The sequence below is a fragment of the Lyticum sinuosum genome (assembly GCF_034471385.1).
In the GTDB taxonomy this organism is placed as follows: domain Bacteria; phylum Pseudomonadota; class Alphaproteobacteria; order Rickettsiales; family Midichloriaceae; genus Lyticum; species Lyticum sinuosum.
The window spans coordinates 465,001-476,983 of sequence record NZ_JARGYU010000001.1; the positions used below are offsets into that span (position 1 = coordinate 465,001).

Genomic DNA, 11,983 nt, shown 5'->3' on the forward strand with positions numbered 1-11,983 from the left:
TAAATGATTTATTGGCTAAATCTTCTATAGATTTAGGTGATACTTTGCCTGAAATTATCAAAAAATCTTTTTTGTCTTCTAATAATCTTGTATTTAATAACGCATCACAAGTTTGGAATCACGATTTTTTTTGGGAATCTATATCTCCAACTGGAGGCGGAATACCAAAAATACAATATTTACAACAATTGATTGAATTTAGTTTTGGCAGCTATGAATCATTCTACGAAGAATTTCTTAAATTGTGTTTAAGACAGTTTGGAAGTGGATGGGGTTGGTTGTGTTATTCTCAAAAAACTAATAGTTTAGTTTTATACAAAACGTCAAATGCCGAAAATCCACTTGTTATCAATGAATGTTTAGAAAATTCACTTGTACCTCTCGCAACATGCGATGTTTGGGAACATGCATATTATACAGATTATCAAAATAGAAGAGGAGAATTTGTTGAAACATTTTTAAAACATTTAATAAATTGGGATTTTGTCAATAAAAATTTAATGAATTTATCATAATCAAATAAAAAGTTTTTCTTAACAAAAAAATAAAAGTTTTATTAATTTTATTAAGATAATAAAGATTTTTTATTGAGATTTAAAGATAAAATAATACTACTAAGTAATATATTTAAATGATTTTTTAGATAAAAAGTCAGAGGTTTTATTTTTTTTAAAAAAATATAAGTAAAAATTTGTTATATTTTCAATTATATACTTAATATACCCTAAATATTTGTATATTTTACTTTAGTGCGTGAAAAACAGATTAAATAAAATAATACTACTAAGTAATATTATCTGTAGTTGAGAGAATTTATTTATTTTTGAATATTTAAATATTTAAATGATTTTTAGATAAAAAGTCAGAGATTTTATTTTTTTTAAAAAATATAAGTAAAAATTTGTTATATTTTCAATTATATACTTAATATACCCTAAATATTTGTATATTTTACTTTGATGCATAAAAAACAGGTTAAATAAAATAATACTATAAATATTTGTATATTTTACTTTGATGCATAAAAAACAGATTAAATAATTTTAATTTCAATTATATATTTCTATATAATTAATTCTTCCATATGAATCCAATATAGTGGAAATTGTATAAATATTTTCTCTGCTGCAGTTTTCATTTCCTCATATGTATTAAATAAACCAAAACAAGTAGAACCACTACCACTCATTTTTGATGTTATTATTCCATTCATAGTGTAAAAGAAATCTATTAATTCATTGATTTTAGGGCATATCTTAATTGCCACTTTTTGCAAGTCATTTGTTGCTTTTAATGATACTTTTATAGATTTGCTAGTAAGAAGATATTTTTGATAAATTTTTTTTATACTTTTAAATGATCTAATATCTTTTACAAGAATCATACGATCATATGTATCATACACAATATTAGTATTTAATTTTATTCTGGGATTTACTAAAACAATAAATATTTTAGTTCCAAAATGTTTAGAGGAAATTATATTACCTAAACCAGTTATAACCATTGTTTTTTCGTTCCTTATAAATAAAGGAACATCATATCCTAAATTACATCCAATTCTACATAATGTATTACTATCAAGGCGTAAATCCCACATTTTATTAAGTGCTAATAGTACAGAAGCAGCATTGCTTGAACCACCACCAAGACCAGCAGCAATCGGTATTTTTTTTTCTATATTAATTTTTGCACCTAATTTTTTTTTCTCTAAAAAATTACCAATTTTATGATATATCACATAATTTTTTAGCATTACAGCAGCTTTATAAGCTATATTATCTTTTTCTAGTATTTCTGTTAAATCATTATTATTTGATTCTATTGAATTAGTGAAACAACATGATATTTCATCACTTGCTCTTGGTATCTCTATGTATACTGTATCATACAATTGATTCGTTTTAAAAACAAAACTATTGATCATATGATAATATGCTACAGGAGAGAACTCTTTTTTATGCCTAACAATATTATTAATTTTTAAATATAAATTAATTTTTGCAGGAGATATCATCATTATCATTTATAATAACTAAATACATTTAATTTTTAAAAAAATTAAATATAAAATTAAATATAAAAATTATTTACTTATTATGTGATTTTTATTTTTTTTTCTATAAGATTTAGAAATTTATCAATGCCATAAATATCAATAAAAGATCCAAGACGAGGTCCTGTACTTTGTCCTAATAAAATTTCATATAATATTTTAAACCATTCTTTAACTTCTATATTACACTCAATAGCAACATTATATAATATATTTTGTAAAATTTGTTTTTTATCTTCTTTTTTAATTATTGTTAAATCTTTATTAATATTATTTAAAGAATTATATAATTTATTTATTGCGATTATTTCAGTATCTGATGGATCACGGAAGTTCTGTTTATTTCTAATATATTTCTTACTATAATTTATAGCTCCAATTATTATCTCATTTATAATTTTGTCAACTTGATCTAATTTTTTATTAATATCTTTTTTTATATAACTCCAAACTATTTCTGACTCATTTGTTTGACAAACTGTTGCTAAGTTTACTAAAAGGTCATAATTAATGTTTTCTAATTCTTTAGGAAATACTGGACTAATTTCTTTAACAATATAATGTATTGGATTGCTAATCTGATCAATTTGATTTTTAGTTTTATTGGCAACATTATTATTTGAATAATCATCATTGAATTTGAATTCACAATAATTTTTTAAATAAACCAAGTACTCATCAACATATTTACTTATTATTTCTGGGTAAAGCTTTTTAGCACGTTGAGGGGACCCATACATAAAAAATGATAATGTTTCTTGCGGTGCACATTCTAACCATTCATCAATTGTTAAACCATTTCCTTTAGATTTAGAAATTTTTTGCCCATCTTTATCAAGAAATAATTCATAAAACATCTGATGTGGTGGTATCTTACCTAAAGCACTACAAATTTCGCTATAAATTTTACCATTAACAAGATGATCTTTTCCATACATTTCAAAATCTACATCTAGTAGTGACCATCTCATACCAAAATCAACTTTCCATTGTAATTTACATCCACCATTTAAAGCTGATACTGTAACACATTCATTATTATCAGGGTCATTATATGTAATAGTACCATTATCAAGATCAAACTTTATAATTGGTACTTGAAGAACTCTACCAGTTCTTGGACAAATAGGCATAAAGGGGCTATAATTAGATCTTCTTTCACTTCTTAATGTAGGTAGCATTATATTCATAATCTTATCATGATTACGCATTACAGATAAGATTCCATCATTAAACAAACCATTTTGATAGCTTTCACTAGAGCTTATAAAATCATAAGAAAAATTAAATCTATCTAAAAACTTACATAGACGATTATTCATATTATGAGCAAAACTTTTTGTTGTTCCAAATGGATCCGGAATTGATGTTAGTGGAAGTCCCATATATTTCACATAATACTCGGGATTTGGAATATTATCGGGAATTTTCCGCATACCATCCATATCATCAGATATACACATTAGTTTTGTTGGAAAATTACTAATTTCTTCTAATGCTTTCATAACCATTGTCGTTCTTACGACTTCACCAAAAGTACCTATATGAGGAAGACCAGATGGACCATAACCAGTAGCAAATAAAACATACCCTTTTTCAGGTAATTTGTTATTAAGCTTTTTTAATATTTTTTTTGCTTCAATAACAGGCCAGACTGTATTTGGTACTTTATTATAGATATCTGAAATTATAATTCTTTCTTTTAATTGATTTTTTATAACATTCATATAAATTATAATTTTATTTTGAATCTGATTTGCAAAATATATTTTATACGATTATTATATAATTAAATAAACATAAAAACATATGATATAAATATATTATTAAATAATGACAAAAATTAATTTGAATAACAAGAAAAATCCGCAAAAAAATCATAATGATTTATCAGATCATATAATAGAAGATAAAATTTTAAACTCAGATATAAAATCTAATAGTAATATTCTCACTATTAACAAAACAAAACAAAATACCAAAACAAAAAAAAATATAAAAAAAAGTAATAAAAAAAATATATTGAATAATACTAATAACGCTAATAATACTACTAATAATAGTGATGAAATTTCTGATGCTGGAAAAAGAAAAATAATTAGTACTACTATTATTGGAAATATAGTAGAATATTATGATTTTGGTATGTATGCAGTATTTGCTGCAAAAATAGGGAATATATTTTTTCCTGGAGATGATGAAAATTTTAGTCTTTTATTAAGTTTTATTGTTTTTGCTATAGGATTTATCATGAGACCACTAGGAGCAGTAGTCTTTGGTTATGTTGGAGATAAGTTTGGACGTAAAGTTGCTTTGAGAATGTCAATAAGTGGTATGGCAATTTCAACTATAGGAATGGCTTTATTACCTAGTTATAACTCTATAGGAATAATAGCACCTATCTTGCTAGTAATTATAAGATTAATACAAGGATTATGTATTGGAGGTGAAGGAACTGGATCAGCAATATATATCATTGAGCATATGAATGAAAAAAAATCAAGTTTAGTTGGGAGTCTTGTAATGTCTTCTAACTATTTGGGTACTTTAATAGCATATGGAGTTGGTATTATGATTGAAAAGTTTTTTGGTATTGATGATATCACTTGGAGGTATGGCTTTGGTTTAGGTGCATTAGCAGGATTAATTGGTACATATTTTAGAAGTAAAAATGGTGAAAGCCCTGTTTTTCATAAATTAAAAGAAACAAAAGCTTTAATAAAAAAACCTTTTTCAGAAATCTTTAAGAAGAAAAAATTAGTTTCATTTTCAATTATTACATCAACAGGAGCAGCTGTATCTTTGTCTTATTTAATAAGAGGATACATGAATAGTTTTTATACAGAAATTTTACATTATTCTCCAATTGAAGCAATGTATTTTACTTGTTTTGCTCTGTTATTAATAGTAATTTTATTACCTATTTTTGGTATTATATCTGATATAATAGGATGTAAAAATATGTTAATGGTTGCCGCATTTTCTATAGCAATGTGGTCTTTACAACAATTTTTATTAATAATTGATGATTCTAACTATAATAAATTTATGGGAATTACTTTGTTATCTGTACTTTGTGCTGCAATGTCTGCACCATTATACCCATATGCAATTATGTCTTTTCCACCAGAATTACGTTATTCAGGTGTTTCATTAAGTTATAATTTAGGAAATGCTTTATTTGGAGGAACAACTCCATTAATATGTGCTATTCTAGTAGAAAAATTTGGAATTCTTGGCCCGGCATATTATATAACAGGAACTTCTGCTATATTCATTATCACTAATCTATCAATTATAATATTTTTGCATAGAATTCGTCAAAGAAAATCATTTTTTTTATTAAAAAAATCAAGTAAAAAAAATTATTAATGATTTTATTATTTTTTATAATTATTTTAATAATTAGAAAGTTCAAATATATAAATATATGATAAATAAATCTTTTTTAGGAATTATTACATTTGTTGGATTTATAGGAAAAACAATATTAGATTTTCTTGCTTCTATTGGCACGATTTTTATTTTTTTTTTTGAAGTCTTAAAAACAGTATTTTTAAGTACATTTTACTGGAAAGAAACACTAAAGTATTTGATTAATATTGGTTATTTTTCTATAGCAGTTGTAAGTTTTACAGCATTTTTTACAGGAGCAGCTTTAGCATTACAAAGCTATAATGGGTTCTCACGAATGCATGCAGAAAGTGCAGTTGCCGCAGTTGTAGCGTTATCTCTAACTAGAGAACTTGCTCCAGTATTAACTGGAATTATGCTTGCAGGAAGAGTAAGTGGTGCTATAGCTGCAGAAATGGCTACAATGAAAGTAAGTGAACAGATAGATGCATTATATACAATGAGAATTAATCCAATTTCTTATATGATTATTCCAAGAATTATAGCTGGAATTATAACAAGTCCTATATTACTTATTATAGCTGATGTTATAGGAGTTTTCGGAAGTTATTTAGTTGCAGTATATAAACTTGGATTCAATGCAGAAACTTATATGATAAAAACATTAAATTCTGTTGAATTGAATGATATTATGACAGGAGTTTATAAATCTATTATATTTGGTTTGATAGTTTGCTTTATAGGATCCTTTTATGGCTATAGAACAAAAGATGGAGCATTAGGAGTTGGGAGAGCAACAAATAGTGCTGTTGTTACAGCATCTATTATTATTTTATTAGCAAATTACATTGTAACTAGTATTATTACATGATTGTATACTCATAATAGGTAATATACTAATAATAAGTAATATACTAAAAATATAATAAATAATTATAATTATGTCATATAAAATCATTAGAATTACTTAATATAATGGAAAATATAATAATTGTTAATAATTTATCTAAGACTTTTGGAGAAAAAAAAATATTAGAAAATTTAAATTTAATTATTAAAGAAAATGAATCTATAGTAATTATTGGACCGTCTGGATGTGGAAAATCTGTTTTCATAAAATGTGTATGCGGACTAATACTACCAGACTATGGAAGCTCTATTATAATAAACAATAAAGAAGTTAGTAATAAGTATATTTCAGAAAGAAAAGATGATGGAATTGCATTCATATTTCAAAATAATGCATTATTTGATAGTATGACAGTAAAAGATAATATAATATTTTCTCTTAAAAATAGTGCAAAATATATCCTTTCAAAAGAAAGGCAATATCATTATCAAACAGAATCTGCAATTAATGATTTTATTAAAAATAAATTATTAGATGTTGATCTTGATCCTAATATCGCTGATTTATATCCACAAGAGTTATCTGGTGGTATGCAAAAAAGAGTTGCTTTAGCAAGAGCTTTAGCTTTATCACCGAAAATTATTTTTTGCGATGAACCCACATCAGGATTAGATCCACTTACTTCATATAAAATAGCAGAATTAATGAAAAATGTTCATTCAAAAGGAAAAACTATAGTGTCAATTAGTCATGATCCAATTTATACAAAAATAGTATCAGATAAAGTTTTTTATATTAATAAAAAAACAATAAATTATTGTGATTTAAATCAAATTGACAAAATTAATGAAGATTTTATTTCTTATTTTATATAGGACACTAATAAAATTAATAATATAAATATATATTATTTATATGTATAAACAAATATAACCAATATATAATAACAATATATAATATTTAATTTATTTAATAATACTGAATAATAGATTTTTCAAAAATATATTTTATCAAATTTATTCAAATATTATAATGATTTTTACTTTTTATTATGACAATTCAATTATATCATTGTAATATATGTCCATTATCTAGGTTTATAGTTCTTTTATTTAAAGAACTAAAAATTGAATTTACATCTCATAGTCAATTTTTTTGGAGAGCTGATATTTCCTTGATAAAAATTAATGCATTAGGTACAAGACCCACTGCAGTTATAGGAAAAGATAATGATATTTTTATAGGAGTAGCTTCTATTTTATCATGCATAGAAGATAACTTTACATCTGATGAAGATGTAATGGTTAGGCTTTTCGGAAAATATTGTGATGGGAAAAAAAATATAGATAGACATAATTCTAATAAACATCATATAGATCAAAATCAAGATCATAATTCAAAAAATATTATAAAAAATAATATAAAAGATTTAAAAATTACTATTAATAGCAAAATCAAACAAAAATCTCAAATAAAACAATTTTTTGAATGGTTTTGTTACAGATTGTATCAAGATGGTGTTCGTCCATTAATACATGAAAAAATAACTAAAGTAATAGAAAATAGTAAAGAACAACCAAATTCCTCAACAATTCGTCAAGCAAGAAAAAAAATTAAACGCCATTTAATATATATTGAATATTTATTAACAAATAAAGATCAATTATATATTTCAGGTGATGAAGTAACAATTGCAGATTACGCAGCTACAGCACAGATATCTGTCCTTGATATGATTAATGAAATTGATTGGTCTGAATATAGAAATTTACGTAATTGGTATGCTTTAATGAAATCAAGACCTAGTACACAATGGATGCTTTCATGTCCAGTTCCTACAATTTTAAGATGTCCAAATTGGTATACTGATCCAGATAATTTTTAAATAATTCTAAAATACTTTATTCAAAAAATTAAAAACACTTTTTATTAAGGTTATTGACTAGATAAAATGATAATACTATAATAGTTCTTTTTAGGAAGTTAATTTTATAATTAAAATTATGTTTGCAGTAATAAAAACAGGATCCAAGGAATATATGATTCATGTTGGATCAATAATAAAAACAGAGAAGATTAATACATTAGCTGGAGAGAATATTACTATAAAAAATGTTGTCTTATACAGCAATAATGATAGGTTGATTTCAGGCACTGCCGCTTGTTCTGCTGCAAATGTAGAAGTTGATTGTACTGTATTAGAACAAAAAAAAGATAAAAAAATTATAATATTTAAGAAAAAACGTCGTCATAATTATAAGAAAAAATTGGGTCATAGACAAAAAGTAAGTATCCTTAAAGTTGTTAGTATCAGAGTAAATTAATAAAATATTATTATAATAATATAAAGTTTAGTTATTTATTGTTTTTTTTACCCAGAAAATTATTTGCATCGTAACTTGTTTTTTGATAAATTGTTGATATATAATGTGTTAGTATTATTGTATTCTATTAAATATAAGAAAGAATAGTTTACCACAGTATTACAAATTAAAATAAAATATATTAATAAATAAGAATAAATTAAATAGATAATTTATGGCAAGTAAAAAAGGAGCTGGTAGTACGAGAAATGGAAGAGACTCGGCTGGTAGAAGATTAGGTGTTAAAAAATTCGGAGGACAATTTGTTTCTGCTGGATCAATAATAATTAGACAAAGAGGAACGAAATTTCATCCTGGTAAAAATGTAGGAATTGGAGTAGATCACACAATTTATGCAAAACATGATGGTTTTGTATTTTTTAAGAAAAATGGGTTTAAAAGAAGAACTTTTGTTTCAGTGTTGGAAAATTCATAAATAAGGCTATAAAAAGTGGAATTTTATTTTCCACAACAAAAAAATAAGTAAAAAAATTCATTATAAAAATCAAACAAGTTTTTTATTTTAAAGTAAATTGTATTACTTCTATATTACTTCTAAAACTTTTAAATAAATTTTTAAATCTTTAAATTTATTAATATTGAAGTATGTATAATTTATTTATATAGCTTATATTCCATAATATTTTATTATTTTTATATAAGTTTTAAGTTTTATTATTTTTATTATATATTTTATATATTTCCTTCTTATTTATATATTTAATACTATTTTTATATAGTTATAGCAATAATCCATATAAAAATATTAAGATTAGTAACATATAATGAGATTTTCCACCATTCTCTCACTGTAAGATGTTGCTTAGCAAATATTGCTGGTCCAGAGCTAAGACCATAATGAGTATATCCTCCAGATAAAACTGATAAAGATGAAAATACTAATGTGGAAATAGTAGGATTAAAATTCATATTAACAGCAATATTTAAGCTAATTCCCATTAATGTCATGATATGTGCTGTTGTACTAGCAAAAAAGTAATGGCTATATATATAAAATATACCAATAATTATAATTCCTATCAATTTATCTAAATGTTGTATTTTATTATTTAAAAGAGATGCAATAAATTCAAAAGAACCACTTTTTCCAACAACATCAGCCATCATTACTAAAATACCATACCAAAATAAACAATCCCATGCAGAGCTATTTTTAATTATATCTTGCCAATTTATAATATTTAATAATAACATTATTAATATTATTACCATAGCACTAAGAGTAGAATTTATTCCTGTAAATTTTTCTGTCATCCAAGAAATAATTAAACAAATAAATAAAATAATCATAATTATCTCTGAAGATCCAATTAAATTAAGTTTTTTTAATTCTTTATTTGTAATTTCTCTTAGATCTTGTTTACTATTAATTGTAGGTTTTATTAAAAAAAGTAAAATATGTGGTAAAATTATCAAACTAATAAATCCAGGAATAGCAAATTTATAAAACCAATCAAACCATGTTATATTTACTCCATAATTTTTTGCTATAGATAATGCTAAAGGATTTGCAGCCATAGCTGTTAAAAACATTGCACTTGTGATAATATTAGTATGATAAAGTAACATCATAAAAAATTTATTTAATTTTTTATCTTCACCAAAATTTTGTTGATACTGTTCATTGATATTTTGAATAATTGGTAACATAATTCCACCTGATCTAGCACTAGCACTTGGAACTAATGGAGCTAGAAGTAATTCTGTAAAAATTATACTATATGAAGTTCCCAGTATAGTTTTACCAAACTTACATAACATAATATATGCTAAACGTTTCCCTAAGCCTGTCTTTATAATACCATCAGAAAGAAAAAATGCACAAATAACTAACCATGTTACAGTTGAAGAAAATCCACTAAGCGCAGTATGTATGGTAAGAGATTTTGTTAATGTTGCTACAGTAATCCCGAAAATAGCACATACTCCTAATGGAAGTATATTTGTTATAATAAGTATAATTGTTGCAAAAAATATAATTGTAATATGCCAACTTTCATTCTGTATACCAGATGGATTATTTTCCCATATTATATAAATAAAAGAAATAAATATAAATATAATAAATATTGGGAAATATTTAGATGATTTAAATGGATTTATTATATTATTTAGTAATTTTTTCATATTATATTGAATAATTATTATATTAATTTGTTTTATTATGTTTAATTATTTTATATTAAAAAATAAATATATAAAAGCCAAAAATCATTTTGAAATGAATGAAATAACACATAAAAATAAAATAAAAAAAATAAATTTTTTGTTTACAGTATAAATATCTATAAAAGTAATTAAACTAATACAATTTATTAATAATATAGATTTTATATAATAGTATAAATACTATAATTAAAGTATGATAATAATATATATAATCTACATTCATAGTTATATTAAATTTATTAAACTTTTTACTGGGATTATTAATATCAATTGTTATCAATTGTTGATTAAAAACATCTATATATAGATTTTATTATTTTTGTAATTTTAATAATATATCAAATTTAATTTCAAATTATAGTATAAAATTTATAAAATAAAATAGATTTAATAAGAACTAATAACATATAAATTATCTTAAAATGAACTTTGTTAATACAAATAATCAATATATTTATCAAAAATCTGATATATTTCGGATAATTTTTAATACAGTGGCAAAATTTGCTCAAAATGATAGTATAGAATCAATATGTAAAGAAGAAGTTAATAATGAAAAACAAATAATATTAAATTCTTATAATAACATATTATCTGTTGCTAAAGAGCTATATTCTATAGGTTTTGAACAACTTATAGATATATGTGGTGTTGATTTTCCAAAAAATAATCCTAGATTTCATGTTATTTATAATTTTCTTAGTCTACGTTATAATATAAGATTTAGAGTTAAAATAATGGTAAATGATCAAGAATTTATTCCATCTTTGACATCTATATATAAATCATCCGGATGGTATGAACGCGAAATATGGGATATGTTCGGAATAGGTTTTAAAAATCATCCTGATCTTCGTAGAATTTTAACAGAATATGATTTTGAAGGCCATCCATTGCGTAAAGATTTTCCATTATCTGGGTATACAGAAGTCGTTTACGATAATGAAAAAGAAAAAATAATTCATAGAGAAATAACTCTACAAAAAGAATATAGAGATTATGATTTTAGTAATTCTTGGAAAGGAACAAAATATTTATAGATTTATAGATTTTATAGATATTGAAGACGTTAAAATAATAAAAAAAGTATAAAAAAGTAGTTGACATACCAAGAAAGATTATAATATGATATTTGTTATCGGTGGTTATTGAAATATGTGATTTCATTTT

At 23.5% G+C, this 11,983-nt stretch carries 11 protein-coding genes (1 of these 11 cut by a window edge); 8 read left to right on the forward strand and 3 right to left on the reverse strand.

Features of this window, described 5'->3' with window-relative positions; translation table 11 throughout:
* Positions 1-515, forward strand: partial view of a superoxide dismutase gene (locus Lyticum_RS01860; protein ID WP_322498628.1) — the 3' portion only. 115 nt of this gene lie to the left of the window's left edge; only the last 515 of its 630 coding nucleotides appear in the window; its start codon lies beyond the left edge, outside the window; it ends in the stop codon at positions 513-515.
* A 548-nt stretch (positions 516-1,063) separates the two neighbouring features.
* Here the strand turns inward: Lyticum_RS01860 and ispE are convergent.
* Both ispE and Lyticum_RS01870 read right to left on the reverse strand, forming a co-directional pair.
* On the reverse strand, positions 1,064-2,017 hold the full coding sequence (ispE, locus tag Lyticum_RS01865; protein WP_322498629.1) for a 4-(cytidine 5'-diphospho)-2-C-methyl-D-erythritol kinase: 954 nt from the start codon (positions 2,015-2,017) through the stop codon (positions 1,064-1,066).
* 80 nt (positions 2,018-2,097) lie between these two features.
* On the reverse strand, positions 2,098-3,783 hold the full coding sequence (locus Lyticum_RS01870; protein ID WP_322498630.1) for a lysine--tRNA ligase: 1,686 nt from the start codon (positions 3,781-3,783) through the stop codon (positions 2,098-2,100).
* 106 nt (positions 3,784-3,889) lie between these two features.
* Between Lyticum_RS01870 and Lyticum_RS01875 the strand changes: the two genes are divergently transcribed.
* The 6 genes from Lyticum_RS01875 (at position 3,890) to rpmA (ending at position 9,059) form a co-directional block, all read left to right on the forward strand.
* Positions 3,890-5,428, forward strand: a complete 1,539-nt coding sequence (locus tag Lyticum_RS01875; protein ID WP_322498631.1) for an MFS transporter — start codon at positions 3,890-3,892, stop codon at positions 5,426-5,428.
* 58 nt (positions 5,429-5,486) lie between these two features.
* Positions 5,487-6,281 (forward strand): MlaE family ABC transporter permease, encoded by a 795-nt coding sequence (locus Lyticum_RS01880; protein ID WP_322498632.1) that lies wholly within the window; start codon positions 5,487-5,489, stop codon positions 6,279-6,281.
* Between the two features lie 104 nt (positions 6,282-6,385).
* The gene (locus Lyticum_RS01885; protein WP_322498633.1) at positions 6,386-7,135 is read left to right on the forward strand and encodes an ABC transporter ATP-binding protein; all 750 of its coding nucleotides are present in this window, start codon (positions 6,386-6,388) and stop codon (positions 7,133-7,135) included.
* Positions 7,136-7,311: 176 nt separating this feature from the next.
* Positions 7,312-8,145: a glutathione S-transferase gene (locus tag Lyticum_RS01890; protein ID WP_322498634.1), complete on the forward strand. Its 834-nt coding sequence runs from the start codon at positions 7,312-7,314 to the stop codon at positions 8,143-8,145.
* 118 nt (positions 8,146-8,263) lie between these two features.
* On the forward strand, positions 8,264-8,584 hold the full coding sequence (rplU, locus tag Lyticum_RS01895) for a 50S ribosomal protein L21 (protein WP_322498635.1): 321 nt from the start codon (positions 8,264-8,266) through the stop codon (positions 8,582-8,584).
* Positions 8,585-8,798: 214 nt separating this feature from the next.
* On the forward strand, positions 8,799-9,059 hold the full coding sequence (gene rpmA, locus Lyticum_RS01900; protein WP_322498636.1) for a 50S ribosomal protein L27: 261 nt from the start codon (positions 8,799-8,801) through the stop codon (positions 9,057-9,059).
* Between the two features lie 296 nt (positions 9,060-9,355).
* Here the strand turns inward: rpmA and Lyticum_RS01905 are convergent, their stop codons facing one another.
* On the reverse strand, positions 9,356-10,771 hold the full coding sequence (locus Lyticum_RS01905; protein WP_322498637.1) for a DASS family sodium-coupled anion symporter: 1,416 nt from the start codon (positions 10,769-10,771) through the stop codon (positions 9,356-9,358).
* Positions 10,772-11,235: 464 nt separating this feature from the next.
* Here Lyticum_RS01905 and Lyticum_RS01910 point away from each other — a divergent pair, with 464 nt between their 5' ends.
* Positions 11,236-11,853, forward strand: coding sequence for a complex I 30 kDa subunit family protein (locus Lyticum_RS01910; RefSeq protein ID WP_322498638.1), 618 nt, complete (start codon positions 11,236-11,238; stop codon positions 11,851-11,853).
* Positions 11,854-11,983: the final 130 nt, after the last annotated feature.

Bases quoted from the DNA above. Each gene is read 5' to 3' on its own strand.
- ispE (WP_322498629.1), bottom strand. From the start codon at position 2,017: ATGATATCTCCTGCAAAAATTAATTTATATTTAAAAATTAATAATATT.
- Lyticum_RS01870 (WP_322498630.1), bottom strand. From the start codon at position 3,783: ATGAATGTTATAAAAAATCAATTAAAAGAAAGAATTATAATTTCAGAT.
- Lyticum_RS01875 (WP_322498631.1), top strand. From the start codon at position 3,890: ATGACAAAAATTAATTTGAATAACAAGAAAAATCCGCAAAAAAATCAT.
- Lyticum_RS01880 (WP_322498632.1), top strand. From the start codon at position 5,487: ATGATAAATAAATCTTTTTTAGGAATTATTACATTTGTTGGATTTATA.
- Lyticum_RS01885 (WP_322498633.1), top strand. From the start codon at position 6,386: ATGGAAAATATAATAATTGTTAATAATTTATCTAAGACTTTTGGAGAA.
- Lyticum_RS01890 (WP_322498634.1), top strand. From the start codon at position 7,312: ATGACAATTCAATTATATCATTGTAATATATGTCCATTATCTAGGTTT.
- rplU (WP_322498635.1), top strand. From the start codon at position 8,264: ATGTTTGCAGTAATAAAAACAGGATCCAAGGAATATATGATTCATGTT.
- rpmA (WP_322498636.1), top strand. From the start codon at position 8,799: ATGGCAAGTAAAAAAGGAGCTGGTAGTACGAGAAATGGAAGAGACTCG.
- Lyticum_RS01905 (WP_322498637.1), bottom strand. From the start codon at position 10,771: ATGAAAAAATTACTAAATAATATAATAAATCCATTTAAATCATCTAAA.
- Lyticum_RS01910 (WP_322498638.1), top strand. From the start codon at position 11,236: ATGAACTTTGTTAATACAAATAATCAATATATTTATCAAAAATCTGAT.